Annotated in this window: 11 protein-coding genes; 7 read left to right on the top strand and 4 right to left on the bottom strand. The window is 30.3% G+C overall.

Translation table 11 applies throughout. The features are described 5' to 3' along the window. Positions 1 to 393 precede the first annotated feature (393 nt). Entirely contained in the window at positions 394 to 2,331 is a 1,938-nt protein-coding gene (ltaS, locus tag BDW25_RS03980; protein WP_002449089.1) for a polyglycerol-phosphate lipoteichoic acid synthase LtaS, read from the top strand. A gap of 291 nt (positions 2,332 to 2,622) precedes the next feature. Here the strand turns inward: ltaS and BDW25_RS03975 are convergent, their stop codons facing one another. Next, on the bottom strand, positions 2,623 to 3,441 hold the full coding sequence (locus BDW25_RS03975) for a ZIP family metal transporter (RefSeq protein WP_002455634.1): 819 nt from the start codon (positions 3,439 to 3,441) through the stop codon (positions 2,623 to 2,625). Positions 3,442 to 3,552: 111 nt separating this feature from the next. Between BDW25_RS03975 and BDW25_RS03970 the strand changes: the two genes are divergently transcribed. The 6 genes from BDW25_RS03970 (at position 3,553) to BDW25_RS03945 (ending at position 11,711) form a co-directional block, all read left to right on the top strand. Then, positions 3,553 to 5,433, top strand: coding sequence for an ABC-F family ATP-binding cassette domain-containing protein (locus BDW25_RS03970; RefSeq protein WP_002455633.1), 1,881 nt, complete (start codon positions 3,553 to 3,555; stop codon positions 5,431 to 5,433). A 13-nt stretch (positions 5,434 to 5,446) separates the two neighbouring features. Next, on the top strand, positions 5,447 to 7,225 hold the full coding sequence (gene recQ / locus BDW25_RS03965; RefSeq protein WP_133944853.1) for a DNA helicase RecQ: 1,779 nt from the start codon (positions 5,447 to 5,449) through the stop codon (positions 7,223 to 7,225). A 189-nt stretch (positions 7,226 to 7,414) separates the two neighbouring features. Next, positions 7,415 to 8,371 carry an ABC transporter ATP-binding protein gene (locus BDW25_RS03960; protein ID WP_133944851.1) on the top strand — a complete coding sequence of 319 codons (957 nt, stop codon included), beginning with the start codon at positions 7,415 to 7,417 and terminating at the stop codon, positions 8,369 to 8,371. Positions 8,372 to 8,374: 3 nt separating this feature from the next. Further along, positions 8,375 to 9,889: an ABC transporter permease/substrate-binding protein gene (locus tag BDW25_RS03955; protein WP_133944849.1), complete on the top strand. Its 1,515-nt coding sequence runs from the start codon at positions 8,375 to 8,377 to the stop codon at positions 9,887 to 9,889. Positions 9,890 to 10,024: 135 nt separating this feature from the next. Continuing rightward, positions 10,025 to 11,080: a histidinol-phosphate transaminase gene (gene hisC, locus BDW25_RS03950; protein ID WP_133944847.1), complete on the top strand. Its 1,056-nt coding sequence runs from the start codon at positions 10,025 to 10,027 to the stop codon at positions 11,078 to 11,080. A 94-nt stretch (positions 11,081 to 11,174) separates the two neighbouring features. Next, a complete protein-coding gene (locus BDW25_RS03945; RefSeq protein WP_002449087.1) occupies positions 11,175 to 11,711 on the top strand; it encodes a 5' nucleotidase, NT5C type in 537 nt (178 codons plus the stop codon). A gap of 62 nt (positions 11,712 to 11,773) precedes the next feature. Here BDW25_RS03945 and BDW25_RS03940 read toward each other — a convergent pair whose 3' ends face one another. From BDW25_RS03940 to queF, 3 genes are all read right to left on the bottom strand, one after another. After that, complete coding sequence (locus tag BDW25_RS03940) at positions 11,774 to 12,697, bottom strand: diacylglycerol/lipid kinase family protein (RefSeq protein WP_049431234.1); 924 nt, start codon at positions 12,695 to 12,697, stop codon at positions 11,774 to 11,776. A 128-nt stretch (positions 12,698 to 12,825) separates the two neighbouring features. After that, complete coding sequence (locus BDW25_RS03935) at positions 12,826 to 14,331, bottom strand: S-Cys-Gly-3M3SH uptake peptide MFS transporter (protein WP_002449073.1); 1,506 nt, start codon at positions 14,329 to 14,331, stop codon at positions 12,826 to 12,828. A gap of 283 nt (positions 14,332 to 14,614) precedes the next feature. Further along, complete coding sequence (gene queF / locus BDW25_RS03930; RefSeq protein WP_049431228.1) at positions 14,615 to 15,115, bottom strand: preQ(1) synthase; 501 nt, start codon at positions 15,113 to 15,115, stop codon at positions 14,615 to 14,617. Positions 15,116 to 15,124: the final 9 nt, after the last annotated feature.

Here is a 15,124-nt window from a genome sequence, read left to right as displayed (position 1 = left end):
ATATTGAACATTAATATTTTAATGATATTTTTTAATGTAAAGGTATAGGACTATAGTCTGATTAAATTGAATAGATTAGGCGTTATAATATATCAATCAGTTTAACAGTTTAGAAATGATTAGGTATATAAATGGGAAGGCTGAACTTGAGCTTTTTCTTGATAAATAAGTAAAAATACTTTATATTTATATATTGAACTATGAAGTATTATTACAAAAATATTACAAAATTCGTATTTTTTTAATAAATAGTTAACAATTAAATGTAGTGATAAAAAATGTTCTTTTATTAAATGATAATTAAAAATTTTATTGTTTTTAAAATATATTAAATTTTAAAAATAGCATTTGTAAATGGCCGTATTTGAATAACTATAAACGGAGGAAACATTCATGAGTTTACACAAAAGAAAAATAAGTCTTTTTGCGTTTTTCTTAATGACTGTATTTACAGTAACCTTGAAAACGTATTTCTCATACTATGTAGATTTTTCTTTAGGTGTTAAAGGATTAGTTCAAAATTTAATACTATTGATGAATCCATATAGTTTAATCGCGCTTATTTTAAGTATCTTTTTGTTCTTTAAAGGTAAGAAAGCATATTGGTTTATTTTTATTGGAGGATTCTTATTAACATTTTTACTCTATGCTAATGTTGTTTATTTTAGGTTCTTCTCAGACTTTTTAACGTTTAGTACATTAAATCAAGCGAGTAACGTTGAATCGATGGGGGGCGCAGTAAGTGCCTCTTTTAAATGGTATGACTTTGTGTATTTCTTAGATACGATTGTATATCTGTTTATTTTAATTTTTAAACGAAGTTGGTTAGACAAACGTGTATTTAGTAAAAAGTTTGTACCAGTAGTGATGGCAGCATCAATTGCATTGTTCTTTTTAAACTTAGCTTTTGCTGAAACTGATCGACCTGAATTATTAACTCGTACATTTGATCACAAATATTTAGTTAAATATTTAGGACCATATAATTTTACTGTATATGATGGTGTTAAAACGATTCAAAACAATCAACAAAAAGCATTGGCTTCTGAAGATGATTTAACTCGTGTTTTAAATTATACGAAACAAAAAAATACGGAACCAAACCCTGAATATTATGGTATTGCTAAGAAGAAAAATATCATAAAAATACATTTGGAAAGTTTTCAAACATTTTTAATTAATAAAAAAGTAAATGGTAAGGAAGTTACACCTTTCTTAAATAAATTATCGACTGGTAACGATGACTTTAGATATTATCCAAACTTCTTCCATCAAACAGGACAAGGTAAAACTTCTGATTCAGAATTTACAATGGATAATAGTTTATATGGTTTACCTCAAGGATCTGCGTATTCATTAAAAGGAGATAACACATATCAATCTTTACCAGCAATTTTAGATCAAAAAGAAGGTTACACTTCTGATGTTATGCACGGGGATTACAAAACATTTTGGAACCGTGATCAAATTTATAAACATTTTGGTATAGATAAATTTTACGATGCAACATATTACGATATGTCGGATGAAAATGTCGTGAACTTAGGATTAAAAGATAAACCTTTCTTTAAAGCATCAGCAGAATATCAATCTAAAATGAAACAACCTTTTTATTCCCATTTAATTACATTAACTAACCATTATCCATTTACTTTAAATTCAGAAGATGCAAGTATTGATAAGCCGAATACAGGCGATTCTACTGTAGATGGATATATTCAAACGGCGCATTACTTAGATCAAGCTTTAGAACAGTATATTAATGATTTGAAAACTAAAGGATTATATGATGATTCAGTTATTATGATTTACGGTGACCATTATGGTATTTCTGAAAACCATAACAATGCAATGGAAAAATTACTGGGTGAGCAAATTACACCAGCTAAATTCACAGATTTAAATCGTACTGGCTTCTGGTTAAAAATTCCTGGTAAAAATGGGACTGTAGATGAAACATATGCTGGACAAGTGGATGTTATGCCTACTATTTTACATTTAGTTGGTATTGACTCGAAGAATTATTTAATGTTGGGTACAGATATGTTATCTAAAGATCATAATGATGTGATTCCATTCCGTAATGGTGATTTCATCACAAAAGATTATAAATTTGTGAATGGTAAAGTATATTCAAATAAAAATAATGAATTAATAACAACGCCACCTAAAGATTTAGAAAAAAATAAGAAACAGGTGGAAAAAGATTTAGAAATGAGTGACGACGTATTAAATGGTGACCTATTCAGATTCTACAATAATCCAGATTTCAAAAAAATTAATCCGTCAAAATATGACTACAAAATAGGTCCTTATGGAAATCAAAAATAATTCAATATTAGAGAGTGTGTAAAATAAACATTCTATATTAAATGCCCGTAGATAAGTTTTATCTACGGGTTTTTTATAGTTGCATTAAAAATAAACAAAAAAGAAAGGGAGTGTGACAGAATTCATTTTGAATTCGTCGTTTTATTGTGGCAACGTATTCTTAACTTGCGTTAGACGTAGACTTTCTTATTGAAAATTTTTATGTTGGAGTTCCGAGACTAGAATTGACTGCCAATATATAAAAAACGCCTAAAACAATTTATTATGTCTCAGGCTTATTCTTTAATTTAATTATCCTAATGATACGTCTAATATCATCATTATTACAAAACCAAGCATTAAGCTTAATGTAGCTAAATCTGTATTATTACCCGATTGAGAATCAGGAATAAGCTCTTCTACAACTACAAAAATCATTGCTCCTGCTGCAAAAGCTAATGCATAAGGTAGTACTGGAGTGATAAAAATAATTGCAATGGCACCTATAGTTGCAAAAATAGGTTCTACTATTGCTGATGCTTGACCATAATTAAATGCTTTAAAACGTGTTGCACCAGCGGCTCTAATCGGCATGGACAAAGCAGCTCCTTCTGGAATATTCTGAATACCAATACCAATTGCTAAACCAAGGGCTCCAAAAAAGGTAGCTTGTCCATTTCCAGTTGCAATTCCACCAAATGCTACACCAATTGATAAACCTTCAGGAATATTGTGTAAAGTGATAGCTAATACTAGTAAAGCATTTTTACTTAAAGAAGTTTTAACGCCTTCTCGATATTGACTTTTATCACCGATTTTTTGGTGTATATGTGGAATGACTGCATCAAGTCCTCTAATAAACACACCACCTAGAATAAAACCAATCGCAGCAGGTAACCAAGCAGGTAAATGACCATTTGTACCATAATCAATGGAAGGTTGTAATAAAGACCAAAAACTTGCAGCAATCATAATTCCAGCGGCAAAACCTTGCATAGAAGTTAGAATTTTTTTGTTTACAGTCTTAAAAATAAAGACTGATGCAGCACCTAAAGCGGTTAATAACCAAGTAATAATACCGGCAATAAGTGCTTGAAGATAAGGTGGTAAATTTTCGAAAAAGTCTATCATATCTATTTTCTCCTTATATCATTTAGCATTAAAAAGGTGTATAATATATAGAACTGAATTAAGCTTATCAGAAATATATTGAAATTTCGATATTAAAAAGGAAGTAAAAATATGGAAGCGTATAAAATAGAACAACTAAATAAATCATATGCTGATAAAGTTATTTTTGATGACTTAAATCTCTCTATTTCTGAACATGAAAAAATTGGACTTGTAGGTATAAATGGTACTGGTAAAAGTACTTTATTAAAAGTCATTGGTGGTTTAGATGAAGATTTTTCAGCCGATATAACTCATCCTAATCAGTATCGCATTCGTTATTCTTCACAGAAGCAACATTTAAATGGTGATATGACAGTATTTCAAGCTGTTCTAAGTTCCGATACAGATACTTTACGTATTATTAAAACATATGAAGAAGCTGTGACTATATATACAGAACATCAAAACGATGCGAATTTTAAAAAAATGATGGAAGCTCAAGAACTTATGGATCAACACCATGCATGGGATTACAATGCTGAAATTAAAACTATTTTATCAAAATTAGGTATTAATAATACGACTAAAAAAGTTAAAGAATTATCAGGGGGACAACAAAAACGTGTTGTCTTAGCTAAGACGCTTATTGAACAACCTGATTTGTTATTGTTAGATGAGCCTACAAACCATTTAGACTTTGAATCAATTAATTGGTTAATTAACTATGTTAAGCAATATCCACATACAGTTTTATTTGTGACACATGATCGCTATTTTTTAAATGAGATTGCTACACGTATTGTGGAATTAGATAGAGGAAAACTTAAATCTTATCCAGGAAACTATGAAGATTACATTGCAATGAGAGCTGAAAATGAAGTGATTGAACAAAAACAACAAGAAAAGCAAAAAGCACTTTATAAACAAGAACTTGCGTGGATGCGTACAGGCGCAAAAGCAAGAACGACAAAACAACAAGCTCGAATTAATCGATTTAATGATTTAGAGACAGAAGTTCAATCTCATCATCAAAAAGATAAAGGTCAACTCAATCTTGCTTATTCTAGATTAGGCAAACAAGTATTTGAGTTAGATCATTTAACGAAAAAGATTCAAAATAAAATATTATTCAAAGATGTAACTGAAATTATTCAAAGTGGTCAAAGAATTGGTATTGTTGGCCCAAATGGTGCAGGGAAAACGACAATGTTAAATATTTTAAATCAAGATGATACTGATTATTCTGGAGAATTAAAAGTTGGCCAAACTGTAAAAATAGCTTATTTTAAACAAACAGAAGAAACTTTGGATAGAGACATACGTATGATTGACTATTTGAGAGAAGAAAGTGAAGTGGCAAAAGAAAAAGATGGTACTTCAGTTTCAGTTACTCAATTGTTAGAGCGATTTCTATTTCCGAGTGCTACTCATGGTAAAAAGATTTATAAATTATCAGGTGGAGAGCAAAAACGATTATATTTGTTAAGATTGCTTGTTCATCAACCTAATGTTCTGTTACTTGATGAGCCAACCAATGATCTTGATACTGAAACATTAACAATTTTAGAAGACTACATTAGTACATTCGGAGGGGCAGTAGTTACAGTAAGTCATGATCGTTATTTTTTAAATAAAGTAGCACAAGAATATTGGTATATTCACGATGGCCAATTAGAACGTATTATTGGAACATTCGAAGATTATGAGGCCTATAAAAAAGAAAAAGATCGACAGGATATACTTGAAAAACAAGCTCAACAACCTAAAACTAAATCAAACGTTCGTAAAAAGACGGGACTGTCTTATAAAGAAAAACGTGAATATGAAGCCCTAATGGAACGTATTGAAACGACAGAACATAGACTAGAGCAGATTGATACTGAAATGGTAGAAGCGAGCGCTGACTACGCTAAAATAAAAGAATTAAATGAAGAAAAAGAACATCTAGAGCAATCATATGATGTAGACATCACGAGATGGAGTGAATTAGAAGAAATAAAAGAGCAATAAGGGGAATGTAAGTATGGAAGCAACTTTGTCACATTATTTTGGTTATGATACGTTTAGACCAGGTCAAAAAGAGATAATTTCTAAAATATTAAATCATCATAATGTATTAGGTGTCTTGCCTACAGGTGGTGGTAAATCAATATGTTATCAAGTGCCTGGTTTAATGTTAGGTGGTACAACGATAGTAATAAGTCCATTGATTTCTTTAATGAAAGACCAAGTGGATCAGTTAAAAGCAATGGGTATCGAAGCAGCCTATCTAAATAGTAGTTTAAATAAAAAACAACAATCTGAGATTGAAAATAAGTTAATCACTGAAGGCATTCAATTTTTATATGTGGCACCTGAACGTTTTGAAAGTAACTATTTTTTAAAGTTGCTTAGTCAAATTGATATTAACTTAATTGCATTTGATGAGGCTCACTGTATTTCAAAATGGGGACATGATTTTAGACCTAGTTATCAAAGCGTCATAAACAAAGTGTTTACACTACCTCAAGATTTTACGATTGTAGCTCTTACAGCTACAGCTACGGCCGAAGTTCAACAGGATATTATGGAAAAATTAAATATCCGAAAAGAAGATGAAATTAAAACAAGTACCAAAAGACGTAATCTCATTTTTAAAGTAAATCCGACATATCAAAGACAAAAATTTGTTATTGAATATGCTAAAGCTCATAAAGATCAAGCAGGTATTATTTATTGTTCTACGCGTAAACAAGTAGAAGAATTACAAGAATCTCTAGAATCTATAAATATTGCTTCTGTTATTTATCATGCAGGTTTAACAAATAAAGAAAGAGAAGAAGCTCAAAATGACTTTGTATACGATCGTATTAAAGTTGTTATCGCAACAAATGCATTTGGAATGGGTATTGATAAATCTAATGTTCGTTATGTTATTCATTACAACATGCCTGGAGATCTTGAATCATACTATCAAGAAGCGGGTCGTGCAGGACGAGATGGCTTAAAAAGTGAATGTATTTTATTATTTAGTGAAAGAGATAAAGGATTACATGAATATTTTATTACTGTTTCGCAAGCAGATGATGATTATAAAGATAAAATGGGCGAGAAACTAACTAAAATGATTCAGTATACTAAAACGAAAAAGTGCTTAGAAGCGACAATTGTACATTATTTTGAACCAAATGCGCGTCTAGAGGAATGCGGTCAATGTAGTAATTGTATTCAACAAAATAAAACTTATGACATGACCAATGAAGCAAAAATGATTATTAGTTGTATCGCACGCATGCGTCAACAAGAAAACTATCATGTTATTATTCAAGTGTTACGTGGAGAATTGAGTGATTATATTAAATACAATCATTATCATCAACTTACAACACATGGATTGATGAAAGACTATACTACTTCAGAGTTAAGTCATTTAATTGATGAGTTACGGTTTAAAGGCTATTTAAATGAATATAATGAAATTCTAACGTGTGATGAAAGTGTGAAAGAATTATTGAATAATGATGTCACAGTGTATACGACGCCATTTAAACATAAAAGTAAGGAAAAAGTTTTCATTAATACAATAGAAGGCGTTGATCGTGCTTTATATAGTGAATTAGTAGAAGTTCGCCGTCAATTAAGTGAAAAGTTGAATATTGCGCCTGTGAGTATTTTTTCTGACTATACATTGGAAGAGTTTGCTAAACGTAAACCAGAATCTAAACAAGAAATGATTGCGATAGATGGTGTAGGAAGCTATAAGTTAAAACATTATTGTCCTAAATTTCTTGAAACAATCCAGTCATATAAAACGAATATCTAACAAAAAATTAAATATGACTTAATAAAACAACTTAGAAGCTAGAAAAATGTTTTAAGTTGTTTTATTTTTTATTGTTAAAAAATAATTAGTATTTAAATCTATTAAGTATGAATTTATCAATAAACATGATTTAATAGAAAATAAGCAATATAAATTTTATAGTGATGTGAAGGAAATGAAGGTGACAAGATGATAGAGTTTAAAAATGTAACAAAACGTTATGGAACGAATGTTGCAGTTGATGATGTGAGTTTTAAGATTAATGAAGGAGAATTTTTTATTTTAATCGGACCTTCAGGTTGTGGAAAAACAACTACTTTAAAAATGATTAATCGATTAATACCGTTAAGTGAAGGATACATTTATTTTAAAGATAAGCCAGTGAGTGATTATCCAGTTTATGAGATGCGTTGGGATATTGGATATGTACTACAACAAATCGCATTATTTCCACATATGACGATTAAAGAAAATATCGCACAAGTTCCTCAAATGAAAAAGTGGAAAGACAAAGATATTCATCGACGTGTAGATGAATTATTAGATATGGTTAGATTAGATCCAAATACATACCGAGATCGTAAACCAGATGAATTATCGGGAGGACAACGTCAACGTGTAGGCGTGGTAAGAGCATTAGCAGCTGATCCTCCAGTAATATTAATGGACGAACCTTTTAGTGCGTTAGACCCCATTAGTAGAGAAAAATTACAAGATGATTTATTAGAATTACAAACGAAAATTAAAAAGACAATTATTTTTGTAACACACGATATACAAGAAGCAATGAAATTAGGAGATCGTATTTGTTTATTAAATGATGGTCGTGTTGAACAAATTGACACACCTGAAGGATTCCAAGAGCATCCTAGAAATCAATTTGTTCGAGAGTTTATGGGCGATCACTTGCATAAAGATATTAATAATTCAAAAATCTCCGATCTAAATCTTACAAGAACACTTACTGAATATGACGAAAAACAAGGATACCCAATTATAAAAGATAGTATGAAACTTCAAGATATTTACAAGATACTTGCTAAACATGAAGCAGTCATTGTAGAAAATAATCATGCTTTAACACAGTCATTATTAAGAAGAGAAGATGTTTTTGACTATCTATCTAAAAATAATAAGGAGGGTTAAAGCATGAACGAATTTTTAACAACGCTCAATGATCGTAGAGGAGAATTACTAAGAACAATTTTTGAGCACATACAAATTTCTTTTATTTCTTTATTTATCGCAATTTTAATTGCAGTACCACTTGGTATTGCTTTAACTAAAACAAAGCGTTTATCTGAAGTTGTAATGAATATCGCAGCAGTATTACAAACTATTCCATCCCTTGCTTTACTTGGATTAATGATTCCAATTTTTGGTATAGGAAAAGTTCCAGCAATTATTGCATTAGTAGTATATGCGCTATTACCTATTTTAAGAAATACATATACAGGTATTAAAGAAGTAGAGCCTTCTCTAACAGAAGCAGCCAAAGGTATCGGTATGAAACCAATGCGACGTTTAACTAAAGTCGAGTTACCTATTGCAATGCCAGTCATTATGGCAGGTATACGTACAGCTATGGTGCTTATTATTGGTACTGCTACATTAGCTGCATTAATTGGAGCAGGTGGATTAGGGGATTTGATCTTATTAGGCATTGATCGTAACAATACAGCACTTATATTGATTGGCGCTATTCCAGCTGCATTATTAGCTATTTTATTTGATTTTATATTGCGTTATATGGCGAAATTATCTTATAAAAAACTTCTTATTACACTAGGTATTATTCTATTAATTATCTTACTTGTTATTGTTGTTCCACTCTTTGGTAAAAAAAGTGCAACGATTACTATGGCAGGAAAATTAGGTTCTGAACCTTCAATTATTACGAATATGTATAAAATATTAATTGAAGAGGAAACACATGATACAGTTAACGTTAAAAGTGGTATGGGTAAAACCTCATTCTTATTTAATGCGTTAAAATCAGACGATATAGATGGGTACTTAGAATTTACAGGTACAGTACTAGGAGAACTTACTAAAGAGGATCTAAAATCTAAAAAAGAAGCTGATGTATATCACCAAGCTAAAGCAAGTTTAGAGAAAAAATATGATATGACGATGCTTAAACCAATGAAATATAATAATACCTATGCTTTAGCTGTTAAAAGAGATTTTGCTAAACAATATAATTTACAATCAATTGGTGATTTACGTAAAGTACAAGGTCAACTTAAACCAGGATTTACTATGGAATTTAAAGATAGAGATGATGGTTATAAAGCAGTAGCTAAAAAATATAACTTGAATCTTTCTAATATTAAACAAATGGAACCTAAACTACGTTATACGGCAGTAGAGAAAGGCGACATTAATCTTATTGATGCGTATTCTACAGATGCTGAATTAAAACAATATGATATGGTAGTACTTAAAGATGATAAACATGTTTTCCCACCTTATCAAGGTGCTCCAATGTTTAAAGAAAAGTTTCTAAAAGAACATCCGGAAATTAAAAAAGCTTTAAATCAATTATCAAATAAAATTACGGATGAACAAATGCAAGAAATGAATTATAAAGTGACAGTGAAAAATGAAGATCCATATAAAGTTGCTAAACAATATTTAGAAAAAGAAGGATTGGCACATTAAATTTGTAAAAAGCTCATAGATACATTTTATCTATGAGCTTTTTAACACATAAAGTATAAATCGATAATTTATGGTACTATTTTAATTAATAAGTGAAAAAGGAAAGTAACTTAATTTATATAGGAGTGATCATAAATGAAAAAACAACTACAACAATTATCGGCATATCAACCTGGGTTATCACCGCAAGCACTTAAAGAAAAATTTGGTATAGAAGGTGAGTTATATAAACTAGCATCGAATGAAAATTTATATGGACCATCACCTCGTGTAAAAGAAGCAATTGAAGCGCACTTAGATGAGTTATTCTACTATCCGGAAACAGGCTCTCCATCATTACGAAAAGCAATTAGTAAGCATTTAAATGTTGATGAATCTCGAATTTTATTTGGCGCAGGTTTAGATGAAGTAATACTTATGATTTCTAGAGCAGTTTTAACACCAGGAGATAAAATTGTGACAAGTGAAGCTACTTTTGGACAATATTATCATAATGCGATTGTTGAATCAGCTGAAGTTGTAAAAGTACCGTTAAAAAATGGCGGATTTGATTTGGAAGGCATTTTAAAAGAGGTTAATTCTGATACCTCATTAGTATGGTTATGTAATCCTAATAATCCTACAGGTACATATTTTAGTCATGATGAATTAGAGTCATTTTTGGAACGTGTTCCAAGTCATGTGCCAGTCTTAATTGATGAAGCGTATTTCGAATTCGTCACTGCTGAAGATTATCCTGATACATTAAAACTACAAGAACGCTTTGATAATGCATTTTTATTAAGAACATTTTCTAAAGCATATGGATTAGCAGGTTTACGTGTAGGATATGTTGTGGCAACAAATGAAGCTATTGAAAAATGGAATATCATTCGTCCACCATTTAATGTGACACGAATTTCAGAATATGCAGCGATTGCAGCATTAGAGGATCAAGATTATTTAAAAGAGATTACAAAAAAAAATGCAAAAGAACGTGAAAAGTTTTATGGCATTGAACAAAGTAAACACTTTTTACCTAGTCAAACGAACTTTGTATTTGTAGTAACAGATAAGCCACAAGCATTGTATAATGAATTACTAAACGTTGGCTGTATCACTAGACCATTTCCTAATGGAGTACGTATTACAATTGGATTTGAAGAACAAAATAATAAAATGATTGAAGTATTAAAACAATTTAATTATTAAACTAATGAAAAACCTTTAATTACGATTCATGACGAATTAAAGGTTTTTTGCTATACTTTGAAAATGTGCAAAAGATAACTAAGGAAGTGATAGCATGGCACGTAAATCTATAGCAATAGATATGGATGAAGTATTAGCAGATACTTTAGGTGCAATTATTGAAGCAGTTAATATTGAAACTAAATTAGGAATTACAATGGAATCATTAAATGGTCACAAATTAAACCATGTGATTCCTGAACATGATGGGTTAGTAAGAGATATTTTAAGAGCGCCAGAGTTTTTTAGACATCTTAAAGTGATACCACATGCTCAAGAGGTAGTAGAAAAACTTAATGAGCATTATGATGTATATATCGCTACAGCGGCAATGGACGTACCCACTTCATTTCATGATAAATATGAATGGTTATTAGAATATTTTCCATTTTTAGATCCACAGCATTTTATTTTTTGTGGAAGAAAAAATATTGTTAAAACAGATTATTTAATAGATGATAATCCTCGTCAGCTTCAAATTTTCGAAGGAGAACCTATTATCTTTACGGCTGCACATAATATAAATGAAACACGTTTTAAACGAGTGAATGGCTGGAAAGATGTAGAAGCAATGTTTTTAAATAACAATTAAAGTAAAAAGGTATGTATGAAGCTTGAAGCAATCATACATACCTTTTGATTATGATATAGTTGTTATTTCTCATCATTCGAAAAAGTAAGGATATTGATTGCTTTAGGTAACACATCAATAGTGATAGGTGTTTCTAAATTAATTTCTCCATCAATATCTACTTTCATAGTTGGTTCAGTGCTTAATGTTATGTGAGAACCTGGAATATGGTTAATTCCTTCGGTAATTTCATTCCAATTCATGCTATCTCTTTTTTTGAAAATATCGTTTAAAATACTAAAACTTTGTTGTTCAAATATAAAACTATTTAATTTTCCATCTTGTGGAGAAAGATCTGTAAGTGGAATGCGACTGCCACCAATATTAGGTCCATTTGCTATAACTAGCATAGACGTATTTCCTTTATATTCTTTGTCGTCTACTGTCATTGTATAGTCAAAATGGTCGGGATTCATGAGTGTTTTTACAGTGGAACCAACATAGCTTAATTTTCCAAAGATATCTTTGCGTCCTTCTTGAACATTTTCAGCATTTTGCACCATAAGTCCTAGCCCGACAAAGTTAAGTACATAATTATCATTTACTTTCATAACATCATATGACTCAACATGTGAAGACAACAATTGTTCACTAGCTTTTTTGAAGTCAGGATTTAAGTTTAATGTTTTAGTAAAATCGTTAAATGTTCCACCTGGAATGATACCTATAGGAAGGTTTAGATCATATTTCATTACACCATTAATCAATTCGTTAACTGTACCGTCTCCTCCCAATATAAAAACGATATCGATATCATTACTATAAGTATGGTCTTTTATTTCTTTACAATATCTTTCAATGTTACCTTCATTTTCACTTAATTGTATTGAAAGATGCTTACATAACTGAGTTAGTGATTTAGCGACTTCTCCCAATCCATCATATATATCTTTAAGTCCGCTATGTTCATGGTAAAATAACACCCCATGATTATACTGTTGCTCCATAGTTCAACCTACTTTCATTTAAAATTATATTATAAATAATTACCCTGAATTTTATAATTTTAAATATATAAGTAAAAAATACTTCTATATGTTATAACTAGAAGTATTTTTTACTATTTTGTATTTAATTAGTGAATACCTTTCATAGCTTTCGTAATCTTAGGTGAGAAAACTAAAATGATAAGAGTAATAACAATAGCAACTGTGCCTAAGAAAATAAAATAATTAGTTTGACCAAGTGGTTTAATTAATTTTACTAATGTACCGTTAATTGCTTGTGCTGAAGCATTTGTTAATAGCCATACACTCATCATTTGAGCATTAAATGCTTTAGGTGCAAGTTTAACAGCAGCACTATTACCTGTAGGTGATAAACAAAGTTCCCCAATAACACAGATTACATATGATAAAATAACCCAGTTAACTGAGAATTGTGTATGTCCATAACCTAAACCAACTAATCCAATTAGAATGTATGATAAACCTGCTAGTAATGTACCAATACTAAATTTAATAGCTAAAGAAGGTTGCTTTTTACCCATTTTTAACCAAATCATAGAAATAACTGGTGCAAATAATAAAATAAATAATGGATTGATAGATTGGAACAAAGCTTCTCCAAATCGAGTTGTCCAACCAAATAAGTTGAGTTGCATGTCAGAACGTTCCAAACCATAAATATTTAAAACGTTAGAACCTTGTTCTTGAATTGACCAGAATAACATACCTAAAATAAATAAAGGTATAAATGCTTTTACTCGAGAACGTTCTCCATCGGTAACGTCTTTACTACGAAGCATAGTTGTAAAGTAAATGATTGGTAAAGCTACTCCTAGAACTAATACAGTATTACTAATTAAATCGAAGGAAAGTGTATGGGTATAATATGTAACTAATAATACGACAATCACAATTGCTACTATGATACCGATAATCATTCCATATTTACGCTTTTCTTCTTTAGATAGTGGATTCGTAGGTTTCATTCCAACACTACCTAAATTTTTTCTATTAAATAATAAATACCAAACAAGACCTAATGCCATACCAATAGCTGCAAGAAGGAAGCCACCATGGAAATTACGTATATCTACAAAATGTTGCAGTATGATAGGTGAAATTAATGCACCTAAGTTAACAGACATATAGAAAATAACGAAACCTGCATCAATACGTGTATCATTTTCAGGATATAAACGACCTACAATATTTGAAATATTAGGTTTCATTAAACCTGATCCGATAATAATAAAGAACATTGATGAGAATAAACCAAATAAGGCGAATGGTAAACTTAAACAGATATGTCCAATAATAATAAGTACAGCACCTAATAAAGTAGCACCACGTGTGCCTGTAATTCTATCAGCAATCCATGCGCCAGGAATAGAAGACATGTAAATCAGTGCTCCATATACTGACATAATTGACATTGCTGTAGTTTTATCAATACCTAATCCATTCTGGTGTATTGCGAAATACATATAAAATATGAGCATCGCACGCATACCGTAGTAACTGAATCTTTCCCAAAACTCTACGAAAAAGAGCACACCTAATCCCCTAGGATGACCGAAAAATCCTTTCTGTGGTATTGATTGAATTGTTTGTTCATGGGAGTTATTTGTTGCCATTAACATCCCACTCCTTTCTTTCCTAATATGACTGATTACTATGTAAATAAGATTGTACAATTAAGTTTTACAAGAATTTCTTAAAAATATAAATTTTTAGAATTTTCAGTCAAATAAAATATAATAACTTATAAAAATAAAAGACCTATATCTTTATAAATTTCAACGATAATATTAAAATACGCTTTAATTTAATAAATCGCAATAGTTTATTAAAAAAATCTAGAATAAAAATGACTCCTTTTATATTACATTAGTAAAAATAAAAGGAGTTAAAAACATTTTATCGATTGTCTATTTTTTCAGGATACATATCGTGATTCATTAAACGTTGTTCGGCCATCTTTTCATATTTAGAGTTTGGACGACCATAATTTGTATATGGATCTATTGAAATGCCTCCACGTGGCGTGAACTTACCCCATACTTCTATATAATGAGGATCCATTAAGTCAATTAAGTCATTCATGATAATATTCATACAATCTTCGTGAAAATCACCATGATTTCTAAAACTAAATAAATATAATTTTAGTGATTTTGATTCTACCATTTTTATATTTGGTATATATGAAATATAAATTGTAGCAAAATCGGGTTGTCCAGTGATAGGGCAAAGAGAAGTGAATTCTGGACAATTAAACTTTACAAAATAATCTCTTCCTTGATGTTTATTATCAAAAGTTTCGAGTACTTGGGGTGTATAGTCAAATTCATATTTATTATTTTGATTGCCTAATAATGTAATATCTTGTAATTCTTCTTTATTGCGACCTTGTGTCATAATTTTCCT

The organism is Staphylococcus sp. AtDRG32, assembly GCF_004365845.1.
Classification (GTDB): Bacteria; Bacillota; Bacilli; order Staphylococcales; family Staphylococcaceae; genus Staphylococcus; species Staphylococcus hominis.
The sequence above is the reverse complement of the archived record's forward strand: the minus strand, read 5'-3'. Positions and strand labels throughout refer to the sequence as shown.

Bases quoted from the DNA above. Each gene is read 5' to 3' on its own strand.
- ltaS (WP_002449089.1), top strand. From the start codon at position 394: ATGAGTTTACACAAAAGAAAAATAAGTCTTTTTGCGTTTTTCTTAATG.
- BDW25_RS03975 (WP_002455634.1), bottom strand. From the start codon at position 3,441: ATGATAGACTTTTTCGAAAATTTACCACCTTATCTTCAAGCACTTATT.
- BDW25_RS03970 (WP_002455633.1), top strand. From the start codon at position 3,553: ATGGAAGCGTATAAAATAGAACAACTAAATAAATCATATGCTGATAAA.
- recQ (WP_133944853.1), top strand. From the start codon at position 5,447: ATGGAAGCAACTTTGTCACATTATTTTGGTTATGATACGTTTAGACCA.
- BDW25_RS03960 (WP_133944851.1), top strand. From the start codon at position 7,415: ATGATAGAGTTTAAAAATGTAACAAAACGTTATGGAACGAATGTTGCA.
- BDW25_RS03955 (WP_133944849.1), top strand. From the start codon at position 8,375: ATGAACGAATTTTTAACAACGCTCAATGATCGTAGAGGAGAATTACTA.
- hisC (WP_133944847.1), top strand. From the start codon at position 10,025: ATGAAAAAACAACTACAACAATTATCGGCATATCAACCTGGGTTATCA.
- BDW25_RS03945 (WP_002449087.1), top strand. From the start codon at position 11,175: ATGGCACGTAAATCTATAGCAATAGATATGGATGAAGTATTAGCAGAT.
- BDW25_RS03940 (WP_049431234.1), bottom strand. From the start codon at position 12,697: ATGGAGCAACAGTATAATCATGGGGTGTTATTTTACCATGAACATAGC.
- BDW25_RS03935 (WP_002449073.1), bottom strand. From the start codon at position 14,331: ATGGCAACAAATAACTCCCATGAACAAACAATTCAATCAATACCACAG.
- queF (WP_049431228.1), bottom strand. From the start codon at position 15,115: ATGACACAAGGTCGCAATAAAGAAGAATTACAAGATATTACATTATTA.